The 23,745-nt window shown below is 26.1% G+C and carries 22 protein-coding genes, 1 pseudogene, 1 riboswitch and 1 other annotated feature; of the genes and pseudogenes, 2 read left to right on the top strand and 21 right to left on the bottom strand.

From position 1 onward, the window contains the following. Positions 1 to 34: 34 nt before the first annotated feature. Both KQI36_RS11635 and KQI36_RS11630 read right to left on the bottom strand, forming a co-directional pair. Positions 35 to 401: pseudogene (locus KQI36_RS11635) on the bottom strand (glycine radical domain-containing protein); the annotation flags it as partial. A gap of 243 nt (positions 402 to 644) precedes the next feature. Then, positions 645 to 827, bottom strand: a complete 183-nt coding sequence (locus tag KQI36_RS11630; RefSeq protein ID WP_010299225.1) for a (2Fe-2S)-binding protein — start codon at positions 825 to 827, stop codon at positions 645 to 647. 285 nt (positions 828 to 1,112) lie between these two features. Between KQI36_RS11630 and KQI36_RS11625 the strand changes: the two genes are divergently transcribed. Further along, complete coding sequence (locus KQI36_RS11625) at positions 1,113 to 1,853, top strand: FadR/GntR family transcriptional regulator (RefSeq protein WP_010299228.1); 741 nt, start codon at positions 1,113 to 1,115, stop codon at positions 1,851 to 1,853. Positions 1,854 to 2,063: 210 nt separating this feature from the next. Here KQI36_RS11625 and KQI36_RS11620 read toward each other — a convergent pair whose 3' ends face one another. The 18 genes from KQI36_RS11620 to KQI36_RS11535 form a co-directional block, all read right to left on the bottom strand. Next, the gene (locus tag KQI36_RS11620; RefSeq protein WP_216451017.1) at positions 2,064 to 3,002 is read right to left on the bottom strand and encodes an AEC family transporter; all 939 of its coding nucleotides are present in this window, start codon (positions 3,000 to 3,002) and stop codon (positions 2,064 to 2,066) included. 235 nt (positions 3,003 to 3,237) lie between these two features. After that, positions 3,238 to 3,600, bottom strand: coding sequence for a DUF1667 domain-containing protein (locus KQI36_RS11615; protein ID WP_216451016.1), 363 nt, complete (start codon positions 3,598 to 3,600; stop codon positions 3,238 to 3,240). Further along, a complete protein-coding gene (locus KQI36_RS11610; RefSeq protein WP_216451015.1) occupies positions 3,600 to 4,838 on the bottom strand; it encodes an NAD(P)/FAD-dependent oxidoreductase in 1,239 nt (412 codons plus the stop codon). Before KQI36_RS11610 ends, KQI36_RS11615 begins: the two co-directional genes overlap by 1 nt. Continuing rightward, positions 4,838 to 6,301 (bottom strand): NAD(P)/FAD-dependent oxidoreductase, encoded by a 1,464-nt coding sequence (locus tag KQI36_RS11605; protein WP_010299238.1) that lies wholly within the window; start codon positions 6,299 to 6,301, stop codon positions 4,838 to 4,840. The genes KQI36_RS11610 and KQI36_RS11605 overlap by 1 nt, the downstream gene beginning before the upstream one ends. 522 nt (positions 6,302 to 6,823) lie before the next feature. Further along, on the bottom strand, positions 6,824 to 7,147 hold the full coding sequence (locus KQI36_RS11600; protein ID WP_216451014.1) for a MazG-like family protein: 324 nt from the start codon (positions 7,145 to 7,147) through the stop codon (positions 6,824 to 6,826). A gap of 186 nt (positions 7,148 to 7,333) precedes the next feature. Further along, the gene (gene rsgA, locus KQI36_RS11595; RefSeq protein WP_216451013.1) at positions 7,334 to 8,392 is read right to left on the bottom strand and encodes a ribosome small subunit-dependent GTPase A; all 1,059 of its coding nucleotides are present in this window, start codon (positions 8,390 to 8,392) and stop codon (positions 7,334 to 7,336) included. A 458-nt stretch (positions 8,393 to 8,850) separates the two neighbouring features. Further along, positions 8,851 to 9,333 (bottom strand): NUDIX hydrolase, encoded by a 483-nt coding sequence (locus KQI36_RS11590; protein WP_216451012.1) that lies wholly within the window; start codon positions 9,331 to 9,333, stop codon positions 8,851 to 8,853. Between the two features lie 253 nt (positions 9,334 to 9,586). Beyond that, the gene (locus tag KQI36_RS11585) at positions 9,587 to 11,305 is read right to left on the bottom strand and encodes a methyl-accepting chemotaxis protein (RefSeq protein ID WP_216451011.1); all 1,719 of its coding nucleotides are present in this window, start codon (positions 11,303 to 11,305) and stop codon (positions 9,587 to 9,589) included. Between the two features lie 323 nt (positions 11,306 to 11,628). Beyond that, positions 11,629 to 13,347, bottom strand: a complete 1,719-nt coding sequence (locus KQI36_RS11580; RefSeq protein ID WP_216451010.1) for a methyl-accepting chemotaxis protein — start codon at positions 13,345 to 13,347, stop codon at positions 11,629 to 11,631. 322 nt (positions 13,348 to 13,669) lie between these two features. Then, positions 13,670 to 14,221 carry a GNAT family N-acetyltransferase gene (locus KQI36_RS11575; protein ID WP_216451009.1) on the bottom strand — a complete coding sequence of 184 codons (552 nt, stop codon included), beginning with the start codon at positions 14,219 to 14,221 and terminating at the stop codon, positions 13,670 to 13,672. A 71-nt stretch (positions 14,222 to 14,292) separates the two neighbouring features. After that, on the bottom strand, positions 14,293 to 14,538 hold the full coding sequence (locus KQI36_RS11570; RefSeq protein ID WP_342357389.1) for a S66 peptidase family protein: 246 nt from the start codon (positions 14,536 to 14,538) through the stop codon (positions 14,293 to 14,295). Between the two features lie 86 nt (positions 14,539 to 14,624). After that, positions 14,625 to 14,900 carry a hypothetical protein gene (locus tag KQI36_RS11565; RefSeq protein WP_216451008.1) on the bottom strand — a complete coding sequence of 92 codons (276 nt, stop codon included), beginning with the start codon at positions 14,898 to 14,900 and terminating at the stop codon, positions 14,625 to 14,627. Between the two features lie 200 nt (positions 14,901 to 15,100). Next, entirely contained in the window at positions 15,101 to 15,628 is a 528-nt protein-coding gene (locus KQI36_RS11560; protein WP_216451007.1) for a GNAT family N-acetyltransferase, read from the bottom strand. A 22-nt stretch (positions 15,629 to 15,650) separates the two neighbouring features. Continuing rightward, a complete protein-coding gene (locus KQI36_RS11555) occupies positions 15,651 to 16,463 on the bottom strand; it encodes a GNAT family N-acetyltransferase (RefSeq protein ID WP_216451006.1) in 813 nt (270 codons plus the stop codon). Between the two features lie 123 nt (positions 16,464 to 16,586). Continuing rightward, entirely contained in the window at positions 16,587 to 17,093 is a 507-nt protein-coding gene (locus KQI36_RS11550; RefSeq protein ID WP_216451005.1) for a GNAT family N-acetyltransferase, read from the bottom strand. Between the two features lie 270 nt (positions 17,094 to 17,363). Further along, complete coding sequence (aspS, locus tag KQI36_RS11545; protein ID WP_216451004.1) at positions 17,364 to 18,653, bottom strand: aspartate--tRNA(Asn) ligase; 1,290 nt, start codon at positions 18,651 to 18,653, stop codon at positions 17,364 to 17,366. A 185-nt stretch (positions 18,654 to 18,838) separates the two neighbouring features. Then, positions 18,839 to 19,065 (bottom strand) — a binding site (T-box leader). 61 nt (positions 19,066 to 19,126) lie between these two features. Further along, positions 19,127 to 19,957 (bottom strand): class I SAM-dependent methyltransferase, encoded by an 831-nt coding sequence (locus tag KQI36_RS11540; RefSeq protein WP_216451003.1) that lies wholly within the window; start codon positions 19,955 to 19,957, stop codon positions 19,127 to 19,129. A gap of 264 nt (positions 19,958 to 20,221) precedes the next feature. Next, the gene (locus tag KQI36_RS11535; RefSeq protein WP_216451002.1) at positions 20,222 to 20,698 is read right to left on the bottom strand and encodes a carbohydrate-binding protein; all 477 of its coding nucleotides are present in this window, start codon (positions 20,696 to 20,698) and stop codon (positions 20,222 to 20,224) included. 24 nt (positions 20,699 to 20,722) lie between these two features. Next, positions 20,723 to 20,806: riboswitch (cyclic di-GMP riboswitch) on the bottom strand. A gap of 185 nt (positions 20,807 to 20,991) precedes the next feature. Here KQI36_RS11535 and KQI36_RS11530 point away from each other — a divergent pair. Continuing rightward, on the top strand, positions 20,992 to 21,693 hold the full coding sequence (locus KQI36_RS11530; protein ID WP_216451001.1) for a hypothetical protein: 702 nt from the start codon (positions 20,992 to 20,994) through the stop codon (positions 21,691 to 21,693). 65 nt (positions 21,694 to 21,758) lie between these two features. On the opposite strand, the gene htpG is transcribed toward KQI36_RS11530, so the two are convergent. Continuing rightward, positions 21,759 to 23,630: a molecular chaperone HtpG gene (gene htpG, locus KQI36_RS11525; protein ID WP_216451000.1), complete on the bottom strand. Its 1,872-nt coding sequence runs from the start codon at positions 23,628 to 23,630 to the stop codon at positions 21,759 to 21,761. Positions 23,631 to 23,745 lie beyond the last annotated feature (115 nt).

Genomic DNA, 23,745 nt, shown 5'->3' with positions numbered 1-23,745 from the left:
CTATTTTTTATAAATAATTTTAATTATATTAAACTTAAATAGCTTTTATATATTTACATTTTTTATGAAAAGTCCTATTTATAACATCTAATTGCTGTTCCCTAGTTAATTTTATAAAGTTTACAGCATAGCCAGATACACTTATTGTAATTGAGGATACAATTTTGGATGATCAATAGCATCTAATAATGTTTCCCTATTAAATACATTGACATTTAAATGATGTACATTTTGAGAGAAGTATCCGTCCATCATAGCACTTAAAGTAGTTATTTTTTCACTTTCTGATTTACCAAGTGAATCTGGAATTATAGAAAATGTATTAGATATACCATCTTGAGAATCATCATATGGTAATTTGCTAATAATCCACCATTATCTCTTCCATGCATTGACCTAGCTCTCTTTTTTGATTTGTTAACTACCCTATCATTACTACTTAATATAAACATTCCTATTCTATTATTGCAATAAAAATTTCATAAAAATATTTCTATTTTTCTCTTATATTTTTAAATAATTTATACTAACAGATAAAGAACTACAAAATTAAATGTAAAATTTAATTTTTCAGTTCTTTGCTTATTTCAAAATTCAATAATAATATAAGTTTATAATTATAGTTTTTACCAACAATATTATATTTATCTGTAATCTTCTATTATATGTTTTATTCTATAAGAACATCTTCCCCCTTTACATATTCCACTTCTTGCTCCAGTTCTAGTTTTAACATCTTCTAAATTTGAAGCTCCATTTTTAACAGCTTCTATAATATCTTCTTCTGTTATGTGATTACACAAACAAACTATATTTTCTTTACTCATAAAAAATACCCCTTTTAAATTTTTTTATATTTATTCACTATATACTTAACACTGTATTTTATATTATTACTATTAATCCATATTTAAATACATATTATATATAATAAAAATTTTAATTTAACTCTAATTATTTTTATAATATTCTTTATTTTCTTATTATTTTAAAAATTGAATCTTTTTTTGCAATTTCTTACTTTAATAATGTAGACAGTTCTACCTATAACATTTAAAATAAATATATGGACAAAAACCAAATCTATAAAATATATTATGTTGAGGTGAATTATGAATAAAATAAATATAAAGCCAGTAAAAAATAAAAAAGCATATTTTCAAATAATTGAAACATTTATTAATTTAATAATTAGTAACCAACTTGAATATGGAGAAAGATTATATAATGAATCGGAACTAATGGAAATTTTAAATGTAAGTCGTCCAACTTTGCGTGAAGCATTAAGAGTCATGGAATTCTTAGGAATTGTAGTTGTATCTCCTAGAAAAGGAATTGCAATTAGCGATCCTAAAAATAATAATTATTACTTACCATTAACATATATTTTAGCTTTTGAAAAAACAAGTAATACAGATTTATTTGAACTTAGAATGGCTATTGAATTAGAAATGGTTGGACTAGCTAGTCAAAGGGCCACAGAAGAAGATTTTACTAAACTAAAAAAAATTTCTGATGATTTAATTAATCTTGATAGAGGAGATATAAAAAACTTTACTAGACTAGACCAACTATTTCATATAACAATTTTAAACTGTGCTAAAAATGAACTATGTTCTAAACTAATGAATACACTTAATACACTTATATATGAGCAATTAGAACAAATACATATGGCTTTAACTAATAATGATAGAAATAATACTATAGAAAAGCATCGTGCTATATATGAAGCTCTTATAATTAGAGATGAGGATTTAGCTAGAAAAGCTATGCGTGATCATCTTAATCATGCATATGGTGTAACTAAAGAGCTTCCAAGTGTTTTTCATACTACCCTTTTAGGAAATTAATACTTAAATAAATTTATTAATAACCTTATAGATCCTTCTTTAATATAGGGAAATAAAGTGAAGTAGAAATACTTCACTTTATTTCCCTATATTATATTTAATACTTAAAATTTTTTATAGGCTTCCCAAATACTACATTAGTTTATGTATTTTAATATTTAGATACCTATAGAATGGAATTCATGCTTGAAAATATTTTTTTATTTATATTTATTGAAGAAGTATTTTATATATAGGAATTATAAATAAACTCAATACAGTAGATATAGTAATCATAATTGCAGCATATTGATAATCTGCATCATATGATTTTGATACTATTGCCGTATTAGTCATTACCGGCATTGCTGCTTGTATAATAAATACCTTTGCCATAAGACTTTGTAAAGGGAAAAATTTACATAAACCTACTACTAATAAAGGTGAAATTATAAATCTTCCTAATAAAACTCCCCATACATCTTTATCAAAATGTATTCCTTTTAAATTTATATAAAACATTGTGTTACCTATAAATAACATTGATAAAGGTGTAGTTAAATTACCTAGATACTTACAAGTATCCATTACAAATTTAGGCACAGGAACTGCTAACATAATTAATATTATAGCCACTATAAATCCCATTAAAGGTGGTGAAAATATTCTTTTTAGAGTATTCATTGATAAAAATCCTTGTGCATCTCCACCACCATCTTTACTTATTTCAAAAACCCCTATAGTCCAAAAGAAAGTTGTGTTAGCTATATAATATAATAAAACATAAGGGACACTTTCTGAGCCAAATAAAGCTAGATTAACTGGCAATCCTATAAATATAGTATTAGATACAAAGAACATAGATAAAAATGTTCCTCTTCTTTTAGGCGTAATATTAAATACTTTTATAAATATCTTACCTATCAGATAAGTAAGAGCTATAGAAAGAAATGGTACTACTAAACCTTTTCCTAAACTTAAAAGCTTTGCTCTATCAAAGTCCGACATAAGATTATTAATCATCAAAGCTGGTAACGATACATTTATAACAACTTTTGAAAATAATTTTGCTCCTGCTTTATCTATCCACTCTTTTTTTGTCAAAATATATCCAATAGCTATCATTATAATAATGCTAAATATACTGCCAAAAGCAGTTAAAAGTTCCATAACAATCCCCCTTAGTAACTTACTTGGAATTATGCCGCAATTAAAATTTTATTTTTTTTAAATTATAAAATACAATTTTTATTACTTATGTCCCTAACAATTAAAAATATTTCTATAATACGGCTTCCTTATATAAGTGCTTCTTATGTCTAAATAATATAGTTTTAAGTTATATTTTTACTTTTATTCCCCATTTAATTTAGACATAAGAATCACCTAATTTAGTCATAATTAATTATTTCCCGTCTACAACTTTTGTAGCAATAATATCTGAGTCAAGACCTAATATATTTTTAATAAGTACCTGATTAATTTTCACAGGTGCCTCAACTTCTTTATTTTTGATTTCTGTCATAACATCAAATATTTTATCTTTTGGAATTGCTTTTGTTGTTCTTACACTAACAAGTGGTGCATCACCATTATTTACTTTAATTAATGATGCAATTGTTCTTTTTGGATTTTTTATTTCTTGTGCAACATAAGCCTCTCCTCTTTTACATAAAGCTCCACTTACATTTTTTATATCTTTTTCTTCTAACTCTACACACAATTCACATCCATTAGGGCAAATTATGCAGGTCATTTCTTTTTTCATTATACTGCCACCACCTTAATATCTTCTTTACCAATAATTTCTTCTTTTTTTAGTGTTATGTGTATCATCTCAGCTGGATTTAATTTTTTAAGTTTTTTAACTTTAATAACGTTTTCACCTTGTTTAATTTCTATTACTCCATCTCTTGAAGGTCTGCTTACTCTTAGAGAAATTTCTACATCCTTCTCACCACTTATTCTTTGAGGAACTACGTTATTAATAGTTATATCACCTTTTATTGAAATCTTACTTTCTTTTTCTTTTTCATCTCTTATATATTTTGATGCTGATTCTGCTAATTTTTCGCCTTCGTTAGATACGAAGTCAACTAGGTCATGTACATGAAGTACATTTCCAGCAGCATAAATTCCTTCAACATTAGTTTGTAAATTTTCATCTACAATTGGTCCTTTTGTTCTTTCATCAAGTTCTACTCCAGCTTTAAGAGATAACTCATTTTCCGGAATAAGACCAACTGATAATATTAATGTATCACATTCATATTCCTTTTCTGAACCTTTTATAATTTGTCCTTTTTCATCTACTTGGCTTACAGTTACTGCTTTTAATCTCTCTTTTCCTTTTATATTCGTTACTGTATGACTTAAATATAATGGAATGTCATAATCATTTAAGCATTGTTGTATATTTCTTGGAAGTCCACTTGGATATGGTAATTTTTCTATTACTGCAAGTACATTTGCACCTTCCAACGTAAGTCTTCTTGCCATTATAAGTCCTATATCTCCAGAACCTAATATTACTACTTTCTTTCCTACCATAATATTTTTTAAATTCATGTAACTTTGTGCTACCCCTGCTGTAAATACACCTGCTGGTCTTGTTCCTGGTATACTGATTGCCCCTCTTGTTCTTTCTCTGCAACCCATTGATAGAATAACTACTTTAGCTTTATATTTTTTTAAACCATTTCTTGTCGCCGCTACAACTTCCTTATTATTAGTAAGGTTTATTACAGTAGCTTCTGTTTCTATTTCTATATTTGCTTTTTCTACTAATTCTACAAATCTATTTGCATATTCTGGTCCACTAAGTGCTTCATTAAATCTTACAAGACCAAAACCATCATGAATACATTGTCTTAATATTCCACCAGGTTTTTTTTCCCTTTCTAATATTAAGATATCTTCTACCCCTTTTTCTTTTAGTTTTAAAGCTGCTGCAAGTCCTGCTGGTCCTGCTCCAATGATAATTGCATCTTTTAATATTGCTTCCATTATCTCACCTTCCTTAAAAACATTTGTCCATTATCTCTTGAATAAGTTACTTCATCTACGTTTTTGTTTTTTTCTCTCATAATAATTTCTGCAATTCTAGTTTGACAATAACCGCCTTGGCATCTTCCCATCATAGCTCTTGTTCTATACTTAATTCCAGTTACTGTTTCTACTCCTAGTGGATTTTTAACAGCTTGCATTATTTCTGCTTTAGTAACTGTTTCACATCTACAAATAATTTCACCATAATCTGGATTTTCCTTTATAAGCTCAGCTTGTTTTTCTTCACATTGCTCTGAAAATCTTACTATTCCTTTTCTTATAGGATTGAAATCTTTATTTTCCTTTAAAGCCTCTTTATTTTTTATTTTTTCAACTACACATCTTGCAATAGGTACCGCAGAAGTTAAACCTGGAGATTCAATTCCTACTAAATTAATTACATTTGGTATTTCTTCTCTCTCTTCAATTACAAAATCTGCATATCCACCTTTTTCTTTACTAACTAATTTTGGTCTAATACCTGAGAAATTTCTAATAAAATGTTCTCTTTTTATTTGTGGTAATATCTTTTTCCCTTCTCTTACAAGCATGTCCATAACTTCTTCAGTTGCCGAATAGTTATCGTTTTCATCAATGTACTGAGCACTTGGTCCAATAAATACATTACCATGAATTGAAGGAGTAAGATGTATTCCAAGTCCACCTTCCTTCTTATTTGGAACTGGATACGCTGGTATTTCTAAATACTTTCCAGCTTTTTGATCTAAAATAAAGTATTCTCCTCTACATGGATATATTGTATAATCTGTAACACCAACCATTCTAGCTACTTTATCTGAATTTAATCCAGCACTATTAATTACCCATTTACTATAGTATGTTTCTTTACTTGTTGTAATTTCATAACATTCTTCTTTTCTTTCTATATTAGTTACTTCTCTTCCTAGATAAAAATCCACACCATTTTCACATGCATTTTCCGCTAATGCAATAGTATATATAAATGGATCTAAGATTCCTGTCATTGGAGAATATAACGCTGCTTTCCCCTCTACATTTGGTGCTAATTCTTTAATTCTTTTTTCAGAGACAATCTCTAATCCTGGCACACCATTTTTGTCTCCTTTTTCTTTTAATTCTTTTAATACCTCTATATCTTCGTCTGTAAAACCAGTTACTAATTTACCAGTTCTTTTAAAAGGTATGTTAAGTTCTTTTGCTACTTTATCAAATCCTAAATTACCTTCTACACAAAATTTTGCCATAAGTGATCCCGGTCTATTGTTAAAACCAGCATGAAGAACTCCACTGTTTCTACCACTTGTTTCACATACAACATCTAATTCTTTTTCTAATACTCCTACCTTTAATTCATACCTTGAAAGTTCTCTTGCAATTGCACTGCCAACTACTCCTGATCCAATAACCATCACATCATATTGTTTTTTTGTCACTTTCATCACCTCTTCCTATAGTCTTGAAACTTTATCATGCTATATATCTTAAAATTTATATAGCTTAAACCTAGAAAACTAGATTCAAATTTGTTTCACTATATGTTCCCTCAAAATTAAAAATTAAGTTTAATTAGTATACTGAATTAACTTAATTTAATTTTAATCATTTCCGAATATTTTGTCAATTAAAATTCAAAATATTTAATCAATTTTCTTTTTTTATATAGTTTTATATACAATATAATTTATTTTTCTATTTTAATTGACAAAAAAACCCTTAGGTATCTTATCTATTCCTAAAGGTTTTAGATTTATAATAAACTTTTCCATTTAACTTATTTATGATTTTATTACAATAAATGTATTTCAAATATAGGTTCCAAGTTGATTTTTTTCCATCTCAAAACTTTAATAACCAAAAGAGTGAGACATTCCTTAAATCACTTAGAACCCAACACTGTATCTTGCTTAAAAATATTTTAAGGTTATTAAATAAATTTGAACTTGTTTCTCTATACATATAAATTAAAGTGATTTTTTAGATTTTTCCTCCCACTTATTTATTTTTTTTAAGTATAAATTTCTTATAAAATTATTATCTAAATTTCCATCACTTACATGACTTATCAAAGAACTAGCCACTATAATAACATCTAAACATTCTTCAATAACATCTTCTCTACCTTTTTTCTTATATCCACATCCACAAACATTACAATAGCTTAAAATTGCCTCTGACACCTCTCCAACTTCTTCTGAAAGTTTAAGTGCTCTTTCTACTAAAGTTTTCTTATCTAGTTTCGTAAGTTCTTCTATCTTTTCAAAGTTCAAGTTTATTGTTTTTTCCATAATAACCTCCCATTAAAGTAATAATTGTGATTTAATTTTAACATAAAATCAAATCACAATTATTTATATTTACGATAGACCGCACACTACTTATACATAAAAAAGCTAATGCAAGACTAACTTTCTTCAATTAGTTTTGCACTAGCTCCTTTTTAAACTATATAATCTTATCTTGTATTTCTTAATTTATTTTTTTTTATTATTTTTTAATTCAGATTTACTTTTAAATATTAAATTATTTTTTTGTTTTTTTAGTTCTTTTCCTTTTGTATTATTATATTCTAATTCTTTTTGAAGCTTTTTATAACTTTCAAATCTACTTTCATCTAAAGTTCCATTTTCTATAGCCTCTCTAATTGCACATTTAGGTTCATTCTTATGAGTACAATTTGAAAATTTGCACATTGCAGTTAGTTCTTCTATATCGCTAAAAGATCTATTTAAATCTGCTGACACTACTCCAAGTTCTCTCATCCCAGGAGTATCTATTATTATTCCTCCATTTGGTATTATTAACATTTGTCTATATGTTGTAGTGTGTTTTCCTCTATCATTTTCATCAACTTCGTTAGTTTTTAATTCATCAATTCCTATAATTTTATTTATAAGTGTGGATTTACCTACCCCTGATGAACCTATAAAAGCTATTGTTTTACCATTTTCAACATAAGATTTTATAGTTTTATACCCTTCTTCATTAATGCTATTTGTAACTAATATATCACATTGATTAACTACTGATTTAACTTGCATAATTTTATTAACTAAGTCATCACACAAATCAGACTTAGTTAATACAATAACAGGCTCTGCACCACTATTCCATGCAGTAACTACATATCTTTCTAATTTTCTAAGGTTAAAATCATTGTTTAATGCCATACAAATAAATATTTTATCTATGTTGGCCGCTACTATTTGTGCATCGTATGATGTTCCAGCTATTTTTCTTTCAAAATAACTTTTTCTTTTTAATACATGATGTATTATTCCATTTCCACAGCTATCATTTTTCCTATCTACTAGAACCCAATCTCCTACTACTGGATAATCAGCATTGTCAAAGGATGAATAGGAAAATTTTCCGGAAACTTTCGCCTTAATTTCACCGTCATCAGTAATAACTTTATATAAATTCTTATGCTGAACAGAAACTCTTCCAATATATAAATTTTTATCATATGTTTTAGCTTCACTTATATATTTTTCATTTAATCCTATATCTTTTAAACTTACAATATTCATTTTTTATCCTCCATAATATAGGAGGTATAATCTTATTAATCAGACATATCCTCCCCTTTAATTAAAACTTTTAAATTTAAGTTGTTCATTCTTTTCATCATAAACATCACGTCCTTTCAACAAGATTTAATTTTTTATTTATAAAGTATATTTTTAAATAGCAATTCATTTTGTATAAAAATATTTTAAAGTTATTAAATAAAATTAAATTTTAGTTTGCTTCTCTATATTAATAATATTCTTTTATAAATACTTTGTATATATTATTCATATATTCAATAAATTAACTTTTTGAAAACAATAAATTCTATTAAAAAGTACACACTTTATACTATTAAGCTATAGGTTTTTAAGACAATTTCAAGATTAACATTATATTAACAATTGACAACTTATTTTAGGTAAAATTTAATAGTAATTTATTCTGAGTTATAATAAGTATTATTTTTTATTTACTTTTAAATATACCTTTCACCTTTAACACTATAAACTGGTTTAGTTTCATATGCCCTATATATAACTTTGCCATCAAACTCTAGCATATCTCTTGCTCTATCTTTTAAATTTTCATTTTCTATGATTTGTAAAACATTTTCTTTTTTAAACCAACCTACTTCTATGCTTTCATCACTTGTATGTAAATCTCCTCCTACATACCTACCAATAAAATCTAATATAACCTTTGTAGGAGTGTAACTTACACCATCCCATCCCATATAACTTTGAACATTTGAATATACACCAACTAAACTTTCAATATTTGTAATAGCACCTGACTCTTCTTCTATTTCTCTTTTTAGAGCCTCTATCAAATCCTCGCCATTTTCAACTTGTCCACCTGGGAATTCCCATCCGCCCCTTGGATTTTTTACTAAAAGTATTTTTTCATCATCATTAGTTATTAGTCCAGCAACAGCAACAATATGTGTTGGAAAGTTCATTTCATAATCCTCCATATTTTATTCATTTTACATTATTATACACATATTTATCCACTTTTTTTGTAGAAATTTGTACTCTCTATTACAACTTTTATTATTCTTTATATAAAATTATTTTATTTTTTACATTTTACTTAATATCTTAATCATATTCTAAACAGCATAAAAAATAACTAGAAAAATATATTTTCTCTAGCTATTTTTATATCGTTTATCCCTCATACAAATTTTATTTATGATTTATTATATTTTGTTAATCTAACTTAAATTGTTCTACTACCTTTATTAACTTTAATGCTACTTCTGAATTTTTATTAGTTTCAACAGATATGCTATCATTTTGGTTATTTACCATTGAAATACTTTCAGCTATTTCAGTGGAAGAAGCTGAAACTTGTGCTACTGACGTTGATACTTCTTCCATACTTCTAGCTATTTCTTCCACAGAATATGAAACTTCTTCTGATGATTTAACAAAAATTTCTACCAATTCTCTTATAGTATCCCCATCTTTTGTATACTCAACACTAGTATTTATTAGTTCAGTATAATCTTTTAACACCTGTTTTTCTATAAATGTTAGGACATCTGTAGAAGATGTTGAAAGATCTTCTACTGCAACTAATACTTTGCTAACATTTTCTTGTATTTCAGCAACAGCATGAGATGACTCTTCTGCTAATTTACGAACTTCTTCTGCAACAACAGCAAATCCTTTTCCATGTTCCCCTGCACGAGCAGCTTCTATAGCAGCATTTAATGCTAAAAGGTTTGTTTGTTCAGATATACTCAAAATAGTATTTGACATATCTAAAATGTTTTGAACTACCTTGGAATTTTCTATAGCTTCTCCAAGCTTTTCTTTTGATAACTTGTATATTTTTTCTGCATTTTCTTTTGATTTAGAAGAATTTTTATTTATACTCTCTGCTTTTTTTTGTATATTTGCAACTATACTTAATCCTTCCTTTGCTTTACTAGTAGAATCATCTGAATTTGATTTAACAGTACTTGCCATAGCTGTTACTTCTTGCACCGCCGCTGATGATTGTTCCATTCCTGCAGATATTTCTTCAGTAGCTGCTGATACCTGTTGTACCTGAGCATAAACATCACTAAACATATCACCAGTAATTCTAACATTTTCTTCTATACTTTCACTTTCACTACGAACAGATATCATAGAATTTTTCAATTTATTAACTGCATTGTTAATAGCATTTATAGTTTGTCCTATTTCATCATCTGAGTAGGACTTAATTTTTATGCTTAAATCACCTTCTGCTAATTTTTCTGTAGCCTCTACCACTTCTTTCATTTGATCTTTAATACTTTTTAAAATCAAATATGTAAATATAACTCCCAAGATTACTCCTAATGCAGATAAACTCATAGTCAAATTTCTAAGTTTTTTCATACTAGCATTAGCTTCAGTTGCTGCTATCTTACTCATATCCTCTATTGAAGTAATAGCTTTTCCTACATCTTCCTTCCACTTATTACTTGGTTCCTCTAGTGAAATTATAATTTTTTCTAATTCAGCTGAACTTACATTTGTTCTCATTCCTTCTTCAACTGCTTTATTTATTGCTATTATGGCTGTTTCCCCATCTTTTTTAACTTCTTCCATAATAGTTTTTCCTTTTTCAGTCTCCATGATACTTATAAGTTCATTTTCTGATTCTATATACTTACTTATATTTTCATCTATGTTTTTCTTTTGTTCATTCATATAATCCATATTTTTACTAACACATAAATTTCTTATAGCTAATCCAATATTATTTATATCCCCTCTCATGTCTGTAGCAATATTTTGTTTTTTACTATTTACATCTACTATAAGATGTAATGATTTATCTACACCTTTTAGTTTTAAGATAACGGTACTAGATATTAGAGCCATTAAAATTATAACTACTCCAAATCCTAATATAAGTTTGTTAGATAATTTGACTTTTTTTAAATTCATAATTTTCCTCCTGTGTTTAAGAGATTACAAGTAAAATAAGAGTTTTTAATGCCCTCTTTATTACACATAATCAAAATCTTATAATACTTAATTAAAATGCATATTTATTAATTACTCTACATTTCAACCATTATTTTACTTATAATCTCTAAATTACTTCTTTACCTATGTATAATATTTTCGTTGTCAATTTATAAATCTTAATATACTTATGAATTTATAAGTATTTTATATAAGTATTTTATTGTAAAATAAAAATAGTTAAGAAATATAAATTATATTTCTTAACTATTTAAAGTTGCTAAATAACTTTATTCTCTATGTTATTCTAATTTAAATTGTTCAACAGTTTTAGACAATCTTGATGCTACTTCTAGATTTTTATCAGTTTCACTAGATATCATATCATTCTTGTTATTTACCATTGAAATACTTTCTGCTATTTCAGTAGAAGAAGCTGTAACCTGTGCCACAGATGAAGATACTTCCTCCATGCTTTTTGCTATTTCATCTACTGAATATGAAACATCCTCTGATGATTTTGCAAGTGTTTCTACTAAATTTTTTATAGTATCTCCATCTTTTTTATACTCAATGCTAGTATTTATTAACTCCGCATAGTCTTTTAATACTTCTTTTTCTATAAATGCTAAAACATCTTGTGAAGAATTTGAAAGTTCATCTACTGCAACTAGTACCTTATTAACATTTTCCTGTATATCTGCAACGGCATAAGATGATTCCTCTGCTAATTTACGTACTTCTTCTGCAACAACAGCAAATCCTTTTCCATGTTCACCTGCACGGGCAGCTTCTATAGCTGCATTTAATGCTAAAAGATTTGTTTGTTCTGATATTCCTAAAATAGCATTAGACATATCTAAAATATTTTGAACTACTTTTGCATTATCTATAGCTTTTCCAAGCTTTTCTTTTGATAGTTCATATATTTTTTCTGTATTTTCTTTTGATTTAGATGAATTTTTATTTATAACTTCTGCTTTCTTTTGTATATTTAACGCTAAATTTAATCCTTCTTTTGCTTTATTAGTAGAATCATCTGCATTTGATTTAACAGTATTAGCCATAGCTGTTACTTCTTGCACTGCTGCTGATGATTGTTCCATTCCTGCAGATATCTCTTCAGTTGCAGCTGAAACCTGTTGTACTTCAGCATACACTTCACTAAACAATTCATTGGTAACTTTAGCACTTTCAGTTATAGAATTACTTTCATTTTTTACTGATATCATTGTATTTTTTAATTTTTTAATAGCATTATTTAAAGCTTTAACAGTTTGTCCTACCTCATCTTTAGAATAAGAATTTATATTTGTCATCAAATCTCCATCTGCCATCTTTTCAGCAGCTTCTGCAACTTCTCTCATTTGCTGTTTTATAGTTAATAAGATTATATATCCAAAACCAATTCCTAATAATACAGCTATAGTAGTTAATATTATTGTTATATTTATAAGATTATCCATAGCTTCATCTGATTTTTTAGCAGCCTCATTATTAAAAGTAGTCATTAATTCAACCATTTTTTCAATATTTATTTTCCATTGATTTCCATTCTCTTCGATATTTGAAATTATTTTTTCAATTTCTACACCAGTTATATTTTTTCTCATACCTTCTTTAACTGAACTATTTATTAAAGATAGCTCTTTCTCTCGAGATTGTTTAATTTCTTCTACTACTTTTTTTCCCTCTTCAGTTGTAATTGTTTTTTCAAGTTCAGCTTCTAGCTTCATATATTTATTTATATTATCATCTATTGTCTTTTTTTGTTTTTGCATAAATTCGTCGCTATTGCTAATACATAAATTTCTTATAGCTATTGAAATATTATTTGAGCATGCTCTCATATTAGTAGCAGTTTCTTGCTTTTCAGTATTAGTCACCGTTATTTCTGTTAAAGATTTCTTTACATTATTTAACTTAACTATAGTTGTTAAAGAAATCATAGTCATTAAAATTAAAATTACTCCAAACCCTATAATAAGTTTGTTTGATAATTTAATCTTCTTCAAATTCATAAATTCTCCCCCTAATGTGTATAAAAATATATAAAAACAAGCAAATTATAAAAATTTTATGTTTACCCTATTATTTATATGTAAATTAAATATTTTATTATATAAAATCACCTCCTAATTTATATTTTTACTCGAAAGTTTAAATTATAAAACAGAACCAAAATAAAATTTCATTACATTTTATGAGTAAACTATTATTTATCATACTTATTTTAATTATCTATAAGGTTTAAAGTTGACTTTTAAAATTATTAAATAAATTTAAATGAAATCTTGTTTCCCTATATGTCTCTAAATTAATATTATAAAATTCTACATATGTTTAGTAAACATTTTCACACTCTTTTTTTAACTTCCACCAAACTAAAAACTCTTTTTCCCCTTCATCATTAATTTCTATAGTTTCTTTATACTTTTTAAAGCCATTCTTTTTTAAAACCTTATGTGATGAAACATTGTCTTTATCGGTGTCAGCAATAATGTTTTTAACTTTACAATTTTTAAAAATCCACTGTTTTAGTTTCATTACACTCTCTGTCATATATCCTTTATTTTGATAATAATCATTTATTCCATATCCTATTATTACTTCACCAAATTCATTTGGTTCTCCTTTTATCATAATTCCACCAATTATTTTATTTTCCTCTTTTAAGACAATTATCCAATTTGTTTCCCATAAATAATTATCAATATTTTTCAAAACATTGTCATATGTGATCTTATGAGCAGTTCTAAGTGGTTCTTCAATAATAGTATTTGTTATTGTAAGTCCTAAATTTTCTTCCATTTTATCAGTATCTTCTAAATACAATTTATAATTTTTAATGTCTAATGGTATTAATCTCAATCTTTCTGTATTTATTTCAAACATTCTTATCCCCCATTTTTTAATTAACCCTATTTTCTAACTATTATTTAATCAAATATTTAATGAAAACCTTCTTATTTCTCAAAACAATTAGAAATTATTTTTATTTTTCCATTATCCCCATCCAATTCTACAATTGCACCTATTGGTAATGTAACCATAGGGTGTGTATGACAACAATCAAATTCTGCAATAAATTGCACATTACATTCTCCCATAACTTCTAATAATATTTCATATGGTTTCTTATTACTTCCCATATCATCAAATAGTTCGTGCTTACCTAATATAATTCCTGCAATTTTATCAAATACTCTAATTAATATATATCTTTTTATCCTTATCTATAAGTAATAAATATTATAAAACACTATATACCTTATAAGTATATAGTGTTTTATGATTTTTAATATATTTCCATTTTTTCTACTGATTTATCATATTTTGATACCTTACTTTCAAAATACTTACATATTTCATTATCGCTTATCTCAATTTTCATTTCTTCTGTTTCTAAATAAACCTTTGATGCTATAAATTTCCGTTCTTCTCTGTTAGGTTTCCTCTTATGTTCTACTATAAAATTAATATATCTTTCCCTTAGCATAGTAGATACTTTTATCTGTTCTCTTTTCTTTAGCTGAATCCATTTTTTCTTTATCTTTAGTGAATTTTTCTCCATATTTTATCCTTCCATTTTGTTATTTCTTAATTATTTACTTTTAATTTTAAATGGTGTTATTTTTTTATGCAAGAAAATATCATACATTTATAATAATTTTAAACCTTTTCATTTACACTTTATTTTATTAGAATTCAACACTATACATTTAATAAAAATATTTTAAGGTTATTAAATAAATTTAAGCTTGTTTCCCTTTATTAATAATATTCCTGTCTTAAAAGCCCCATAATAATTTCATCATGATATCTTCCGTCTCTAAAAATTTCTTGTCTTAATACACCTTCCCTTTTAAATCCGCATTTTTCATATGCTCTTATAGCACGTTCATTAAATGAAAATACTTGCAACTTAATTTTTCGTATATTCATTTGTTCAAATATAAATCTTATTAATATATTTATAGCATCTGTTCCATAACCCTTATTCCAATATTCTTTATCTCCTATAAATATACCTATAATTACTACGCTATTTTTCCAATCTATTTTATTTATTCCACAGCCACCTATATATTGATTATCTTCTAATGTTTCTATTGCAAAGTTATAAGTATCTTTTGTTGCACCTAAACTTTCATACCATCTTTCTTCATCTTCAAAGGTAATTGGATATGGAATATTGGAATTTAATAATTTCTTTATTTCTGGATCATTCATATATTTCTGAGCTTTTCTAATGTCTTCTTTTTTATACTCTCGTAATTTAACCTTTTCCCCTGAATACATTATTAATCCCCCTAAAATCCATCTAATAAATAAACATTATAGTATTAATTTTTCCACGATGCTCATATCCAATATTTCTATAAATTTTATTTGCTGCTATATTCCCTACTTCAACATATAACATTGGTATAATTCCATTTTCTAATAACTTTGAACTTATATTTGCAACTAACGACGTACAATACCCTTTTTTTCTTTCTTCTGTTTTAGTATACACATTATTTATTCGGCAATGCCTTGGTGATTTATGTGCTATATTTGCCATTGATACAACTTTATCTTCTATTTCCCATAAATATAAATTTCCTGAATTTATTAATTTTTCTGCTTCACAAAGTTGAACTTCTTTTTCAATATCATCACCATTAATACTTTTTTTAAACCCATGGCAATATTCTGCAACTATATCCTTATGCTTCAATTCTGCTTTAATCATTTTCCCTTTTGAATTCTCTAAGGATACAACCCTATTACATTCATAAGCATTCATTTCCATATATTCTTTATAACTTACATTAAAATGATTAAAATACACATCAGCTATTTTCTTTACCACATCTGGATTACCGGATATTCCTGATATATCATTATCGTCTAAAATACTGCATAATTCTTTTATTATATTTTCAAATTCATTTGTATCAGTTTCTTCATTAACCCATACCCACATTTCATAACCAGGGTTATGCATAGCTATTGCATTACCATTTTCTGCTTTTAATGATAAAACTTCATTACCTTCTATAATTTTATGAAAAATATTAAATTGAACCTCATCACCTAAAAATGGTTTTTCATTTAAAATGTTATCCTCTTTGTTGAATGAAATAAACATATTGCCACCCCCTATAATTCGAATTCTCAAAATTAACATTAAGATTCTTTATTAATAAGTGTATTCTTCAAGTTTAGTATTTTTACCTTTTTAAAAATTAATAATTTTAAAACTTATTTTATATTATTTTAAATTATACCTAGCCATTATATATTCATCTTCATATTTACCGTTTTTTATAAGTGCATATTTCCTTTTTCCCTCAATTTCAAATCCTAAAGCTTTATAAAGATTTATTGCTTTCTCATTATCAGTAAAAACTCCTAATTCTAACCTAACCAGCATAAGCCAATTATCTGCTAAGTCAATTAAATTCTCCATTAAAGCTCTTCCAATACCTTTTCCCTGATATTCTCTTCTTATCATAATTCCAATACTAGCAGAATGTCTTACTCTATTAGACTTATTAACGAATAGACTTGCTACCCCTACTACTTTTAAAATATCATTTTCTTGAATTTCTCCAACTATCATATGATCATTATCACTAAGATTATTTATAATTCCTTCCGTTCTAGAAATTCGTTCACTGATAATCCCCATTGTATTTTCACGAACACCATCTTGACGTCTTATTTCATTTATAAATATTGCATCTTCTATTTTTACTGGTCTTATCATAAAATTCATATTATCACATCCTATGTTTTTTATTGAAATTAAGATTTAAATTAAAATATATAAAATAAATTTAAAATTTGCATATCTTTATTCCATTATTTGAAAAGAAAAACTCTACGAAATCACATTAAAGTGACTCCGTAGAGTTTTACCTACGTGTAGGATATTCTCCCTGTACCGCTCGTTTGGACTTAGATACACTCACTACTTGGAAATATTATACACAATTCTAAATTAATTGTCAATATTTTATGAATATTTTAAATTATATATATTTTATCATGGTAATAACCTTGTTCTATCCCTTGGTATAAGCGATGCTTCTCTAACATTATCAAGTCCTAGTAATTTACTTGTTATTCTTTCAAGACCTATAGCAAGACCACCATGTGGAGGCATTCCATATTTAAATACAGATGTATAGTTTTCATAGTTTTCTTTATTTAATCCTTTATATTCTATATTTTTAATTAACATTTCATAATTGTGAATTCTTTGTCCTCCAGTGGTAATTTCAATTCCTCTAAATAATAAATCAAAACTTCTAGTTTCTTCTTCATTATAAGGCATTGTATACATTGGTCTTTTTTTTCTTGGATAATGAGTTAAAAATATAAAATCACAACCTAATTTTTCTTTAGCATATTTACAAATTAGCTTTTCTGCTTCTGGGTCCAAATCTCCATCTAAATCTTTTTTGTTATATTCTGTTTTTAATATTTCTAAAGCTTTACTAAACTTAATTCTTGGTATATTATTTTCAATTACAGGCAAAATTCCATTTAATTTCTTTAAATACACTTTGCCATCATTATCAATTTTATTTAATATAAACATTAATAAATTTTCTTCCATATCCATTATTTCTTCTTCACTTTCAATAAATCCCATTTCAAAATCCATGCTAACATACTCATTTAAATGCCTATTAGTGTTATGTTGTTCTGCTCTATAAACATGGCCTACCTCAAAGACTCTTTCAAAACCTGCCCCTATCATCATCTGCTTATAAAATTGAGGACTTTGTGCTAGATATGCTTTATTTTCAAAATATTTTACTTCAAACATATCCGTTCCTCCTTCAGCTCCTTCAGAAACAATTTTAGGTGTAAAAATCTCTGTAAATCCTTCTTTAGTTAAAAACTCTCTAAAGCCTTGAACTATAATATTTTGTATTTTAAATATAGAATTTATTTTCTCATGTCGTAAACTCAATACTCTATTATTTAACATAGTATCTAAGTTTACTTCTAATTCATCTTTATTAATTTCAATAGGCATTTCACCTATAAAGTCATTTATTATTTCTAACTTTTCTACTAATATTTCAAAATTATTAAGCTTATTATTACTATTGTTAACTATACCAATTATTGACATTGCTGATTCTAATTTTACCAAACTAATATCAATCTCCTTATTGTTTAAAACACATTGTACCATTCCTGTTCTATCTCTTAATATAATAAACGTAATTGATTTTAACTTTCTTATTCTGTGGATCCAACCTTTTATCATAACTTTTTCATTCATATTATTTTTTAATTCATTTATCATAATTCTTTTCATAAATTTTCCTCCTTAAATAAAATTAACCCCTTAAGTTTAAAACTTAAGGGGCAAAAATTTCGCGGTACCACCCTTTTTTAACTATATTGGTTTAAATTCATTAGACTAACTTCAATAAATTGAGCTCAAATTCATTAAAATATACTAGAATAACCTCCAATAAATATAAAAAGCTTTCACTCCATAATAGGAGTGAAAGCTTTATTCACGGTGCCATCCTAATCTAACAAAATTAAAATTAACTTAGTTATCTCTACTCCCTTTAACGTAGGAACCCGTCTTATTCTACTATAATTTTCAAATAAGAACCTCCAGGATGTCATTCAATATTACTTTTCTTATAGAGCTTACACCGCCCTCTACTCGCTTTAAATACTAAACTAATATCTACTCTTCCCTTCAAAGATTTCTGAATATTTATTTTTATTTATATTACTCTTTTATTTTTATTTTGTCAATATATATTATTAAATTTATTTTTCACCTTTAGCATATAAAACATACATGATATTTTCTATGCCATTTTCTTTTTTAAGTACTTTAAGGTTTTCAAAAACTTTTAATTTAAATTCTTCTATCTTATCTAACGGTATAGCATCTAATATGGTCACATATCCATGGGTATAAAGTTTATCCCACCATTCTTGCTCATCTTTGTATATAAAAATTTTTTCTTCTTTCTCGATTTTTATATTTTTAAAATTAGATTCTTTTAAGATTTTATATAATCCTTCTTCTGTGTCAAATTCAACAGTTTCTTCATATCCACAATCCTCTTCGTATTCTGGTAAATATTCTTCCACTAATTCATCTAACCATATAAAGTTCTCATCTTTTTTTCTTAAAAATGTAGTAAATGAGAATTTACCACCACTTTTTAAAACTCTCATAATTTCTTTAAATGCAATTTCGTAATTTGGAAAAAAGAAAACTCCAAAACCACATAATACATGATTAAAATACTCACTTTCAAAATCTAAATTTTCAGCATCCATAACTATTAATTGTGCATTTTCTATGCCTTTATGCTTTATTTCTAAATTTGTTTCATCAACCATACCTTTAGATATATCTATCCCTATAACCTCTCCACTTTCCCCAACTTTCTTTGCTGATAAAAAAAGGGATGCTCCTTTTCCTGAAGCAACATCTAGTACTTTTTCTCCATAATTTATATCTGCGAATTTAACCAATTCTTCTCCAAAGTATTTAAAAAACCTCGGTCCATTATCATCAAAAACCGATGATACTCTGTCAAATAAGTCAGTTATATCTTTTTTAATCTCTCTATCTTTATCCCCCATAAATACCCCTCTATATCAATATAGTTCATTATAACTTAAACATTTAAATTTTATTTTCTAAACATTTTTAACATTATACAATATATTCATAATAGATAATAGTGTTAAAAGTAATTTTGTCAAAGAAAAAGTATGTTAATCTTAACAAAAATCAATATATAAAAATATTAAAGAAAATTCAAAGCCTACTAAAAACTTAAACTTAGTAGGCTTATTTTCACATAATATATAATTTAATAACTTTAAAATATGTTTTTAATATCTTTATTTAATTAATTCCCAGAACATTGGTCCCTCACAAGGATTCCAACCTGGTTGAGCATAATGAAATCTCTTACATTTATATGCCTGAGAATTATACATAACAATATCACCTTTTTCATATGGACTCTTATTTTCTTGAGTTAATTCCTCTTGAGCATTCCACTGTGGAATTTTTCCTACTGTTTTCCAAAACATTGGTGAATCAGAAGGTTTCCAACCTGATTGAGGATAGTGAAATCTTTTGCATTTATAAACCTTTGAACCTTGTACAACAATACTTTCTTTTTCATATGGATTCTTTTGATTTTGATTAAGTCCTTCTTGACAATTCCAAATACTTACCTCACTATTTTCATTTATTACACCATATTGTGATGTATTTTTTTCCACAGCAGAAACTGTAGAAATCATTCCACCAAAAATTATAGATGTTCCTAATACTATTGATGTTAAAACTTTTAATTGCTTTTTTTGCATATCTAACACTCCTAATTTTTTTAAACTTAATTAGGTCGGTTGCACTACTAACTCCATATAATCCAAGTGCCCACATATAAATCATATTTCATCATTCCCAAAAATATTATATAATACTTTATTTTACTTGTAAACAAACTATTTCACTTTTTTCAATATTATTACATATAAAAATAATTTTTTAACTTGTATTCCTTAATTTTAATTTTCACATATTATATACAAAACAAATTAAAAACACTTTGTATATTTTTCTATAAAAGTGAAATTATAATTTAAAGGATGTGATTAATTTGAAAAATAAAAAATCTTTAGTTTCACTTATATGTATATTTAGTATTTTACTTGTTGGTTGTAATATAAATAATAATCCTTCAAACAATATAAATAACAATACCCCTATATCTTCATCTAATACAAATAATTCTACTAGCAATAAACATTCGTATTTAGATGATTATAAACAATATTTTTATACTAAAAATACTCCTATAGCTTATACTGGTTCTGCTGAAACAGGACATAAAATAACTTTTAATAACATTGAATCCGTTAACGACTATGCACTATACACTTATGATGGGCTTATGAATGATGGTTATGGTCAAGATATTAGAGGAAAAAGAACTTTTACGGCAAAATACAAAGTTACCAATGATATGGTTATAGAATCTATTAATAATAATGATTATATTTCTAAAAATAAAGATACATTACATTCTTTTATTAAAGACTTTATAGTTTTAAAAGGTGAAATTAAAAAAGATAATTCATGGACACAAAAAACAATTATAGACGGAGTTGAATATGAAGCTATAACCACAATAACAGAAAAAAATGATACTTCTTTCACAACTGAAACTGTTATAAAAGATCTTAGCTTTGAAAATGGAAAGTATTATACAGAAACTAGAACTTATGAATTAAGTAAAGGATTAATATATTTTAGTTATCTAAATAATCCTTATTTAGAAATAAGCTATTCTTTAATCTAGCATAAATAGGACCATATAGTCAGTTATATAAATGTAACTTCTATATGGTCCTATCTTATTATCTCTTATTTCATTATTTTACATATATTATTTGTAAATTCTACTGGATCACTTATTGATAATCCTTCTATAAGTAAAGCTTGATTATATAATAAATCAGTATATAGTTTAAACTTTTCTTCATCTTTTTCATGTGCATCTTTTAGCGCATCAAACACTTCATGGTTTATATTTATTTCTAATACTTTATCTGCCTTTAAACTTGGATTATTTGGCATAGCACTTAATACCTTTTCCATTTCTATTGAAAGTTCCCCTTCATTAGATAAGCATACAGGATGTTTTTTTAATTTTTTAGATGCCTTAACTTCTTTAACCTTATCTTTTAATAATTCTTTCATACTTTCAAATAATTTATTATCTTCATCACTTGTTTTTACTTCATTTTCTTCAGTATCTATTCCTAAATCACTACTTGATACTGATTTAAATTCCTTTTCTTTATAATTTGCAAGCATTTTTATTGCAAATTCATCTACATCATCTATAAAGTATAATATTTCATATCCTTTATCTAATAATACTTCTGTTTGAGGAAGCTTTTCTATTCTTTCATATGATTCTCCAGATGCATAATAAATATATTTTTGTTCTTCTTTCATTCTAGAAACATATTCATCTAAAGTAACAAGTTTCTTTTCTTTAGATGAATAGAACATTAATAAATCTTGTAACACATCTTTATTTGCTCCAAAATCACTATATACACCATATTTTAATTGTGATCCAAAAGCTTTATAGAACTCTTCATACTTTTCTCTTTCATTTTTTAATAGACCTTCTAATTCATTTTTTATCTTAGTTTTTATGTTCTTAGCTATAAGTTTTAATTGTCTATCATGTTGTAAAATTTCTCTTGATATATTAAGTGAAAAATCTTCTGAATCTACTATTCCTTTAACAAAACTAAAATAATCTGGAAGTAAATCTGCACATTTCTCCATTATCATTACGCCGCTTGAATATAATTCTAAACCTTTTTCATAATCCTTAGTGTAAAAATCAAATGGTGCTTTTTCTGGTATATATAAAATTGAATTGTAACTTACCATACCATCAACACTTATATGAATATGTTTTAGTGGCTTATCAAATCCAAAATGTTTTTCAACATAAAAGTTATCATAATCTTCATCCTTAAGTTCTCTTTTGTTTTTTCTCCAAATAGGAACCATACTATTTATAACTTCTTCTTCTTTATACTCTTCATATTCACTTTCACTACCCTCTTTAAGTTTGCTCTTAGTTACATCCATTTTTATTGGGTATCTTATAAAATCAGAGTATTTTTTAATTATTGATTTTAATCTATATTCATCTAAATATTCATCAAAATTTTCATCTTCTGTATTATCTTTAATAGTTAATAAAATTTCTGTACCAATTGAATCTTTTTCACAAGCCTCAATTGTATAACCGTCAGCCCCTTTAGATTGCCATTTATAAGCTTTATCACTTCCAAATGCTTTACTTATAACAGTAACTTCCTTTGCAACTAAGAATGCTGAATAGAATCCAACTCCAAACTGACCTATTATATCATGGCCATCTTCAACTTCATTTTCTTTCTTAAATTGTAATGAACCACTTTTAGCTATAACACCTAAGTTATTTTCTAGTTCATCTTTTGTCATACCTATACCAGTATCACAGATTTTTAAAGTCCTACTTTCTTTATCAGGAATTATATTTATATAATAATTATCTTTCTCAAAAGTTAATGAATCATCAGTTAATGCCTTATAATAAATTTTATCGATAGCATCACTTGAATTAGAAATTAATTCTCTTAAAAAAATTTCTCTATGAGTATAAATTGAATTTATCATAATGTCTAAAAGTCTTTTAGACTCTGCCTTAAATTGTTTTGTTTCCAAAATAAACATCTCCTTTCATTACTTAATTTTTAATATACCACTTTTATTAGCACTTATCAATAGTGAGTGCTAACATTTTATTATATTTTGCAAAATTCTAAATTTAAAATAGGTT

Source organism: Clostridium senegalense (assembly GCF_018916625.1).
In the GTDB taxonomy this organism is placed as follows: domain Bacteria; phylum Bacillota; class Clostridia; order Clostridiales; family Clostridiaceae; genus Clostridium_J; species Clostridium_J senegalense.
The sequence above is the reverse complement of the archived record's forward strand: the minus strand, read 5'-3'. Positions and strand labels throughout refer to the sequence as shown.

Bases quoted from the DNA above. Each gene is read 5' to 3' on its own strand.
- KQI36_RS11630 (WP_010299225.1), bottom strand. From the start codon at position 827: ATGAGTAAAGAAAATATAGTTTGTTTGTGTAATCACATAACAGAAGAA.
- KQI36_RS11625 (WP_010299228.1), top strand. From the start codon at position 1,113: ATGAATAAAATAAATATAAAGCCAGTAAAAAATAAAAAAGCATATTTT.
- KQI36_RS11620 (WP_216451017.1), bottom strand. From the start codon at position 3,002: ATGGAACTTTTAACTGCTTTTGGCAGTATATTTAGCATTATTATAATG.
- KQI36_RS11615 (WP_216451016.1), bottom strand. From the start codon at position 3,600: ATGAAAAAAGAAATGACCTGCATAATTTGCCCTAATGGATGTGAATTG.
- KQI36_RS11610 (WP_216451015.1), bottom strand. From the start codon at position 4,838: ATGGAAGCAATATTAAAAGATGCAATTATCATTGGAGCAGGACCAGCA.
- KQI36_RS11605 (WP_010299238.1), bottom strand. From the start codon at position 6,301: ATGAAAGTGACAAAAAAACAATATGATGTGATGGTTATTGGATCAGGA.
- KQI36_RS11600 (WP_216451014.1), bottom strand. From the start codon at position 7,147: ATGGAAAAAACAATAAACTTGAACTTTGAAAAGATAGAAGAACTTACG.
- rsgA (WP_216451013.1), bottom strand. From the start codon at position 8,392: ATGAATATTGTAAGTTTAAAAGATATAGGATTAAATGAAAAATATATA.
- KQI36_RS11590 (WP_216451012.1), bottom strand. From the start codon at position 9,333: ATGAACTTTCCAACACATATTGTTGCTGTTGCTGGACTAATAACTAAT.
- KQI36_RS11585 (WP_216451011.1), bottom strand. From the start codon at position 11,305: ATGAATTTAAAAAAAGTCAAATTATCTAACAAACTTATATTAGGATTT.
- KQI36_RS11580 (WP_216451010.1), bottom strand. From the start codon at position 13,347: ATGAATTTGAAGAAGATTAAATTATCAAACAAACTTATTATAGGGTTT.
- KQI36_RS11575 (WP_216451009.1), bottom strand. From the start codon at position 14,221: ATGTTTGAAATAAATACAGAAAGATTGAGATTAATACCATTAGACATT.
- KQI36_RS11565 (WP_216451008.1), bottom strand. From the start codon at position 14,900: ATGGAGAAAAATTCACTAAAGATAAAGAAAAAATGGATTCAGCTAAAG.
- KQI36_RS11560 (WP_216451007.1), bottom strand. From the start codon at position 15,628: ATGTATTCAGGGGAAAAGGTTAAATTACGAGAGTATAAAAAAGAAGAC.
- KQI36_RS11555 (WP_216451006.1), bottom strand. From the start codon at position 16,463: ATGTTTATTTCATTCAACAAAGAGGATAACATTTTAAATGAAAAACCA.
- KQI36_RS11550 (WP_216451005.1), bottom strand. From the start codon at position 17,093: ATGAATTTTATGATAAGACCAGTAAAAATAGAAGATGCAATATTTATA.
- aspS (WP_216451004.1), bottom strand. From the start codon at position 18,653: ATGAAAAGAATTATGATAAATGAATTAAAAAATAATATGAATGAAAAA.
- KQI36_RS11540 (WP_216451003.1), bottom strand. From the start codon at position 19,957: ATGGGGGATAAAGATAGAGAGATTAAAAAAGATATAACTGACTTATTT.
- KQI36_RS11535 (WP_216451002.1), bottom strand. From the start codon at position 20,698: ATGCAAAAAAAGCAATTAAAAGTTTTAACATCAATAGTATTAGGAACA.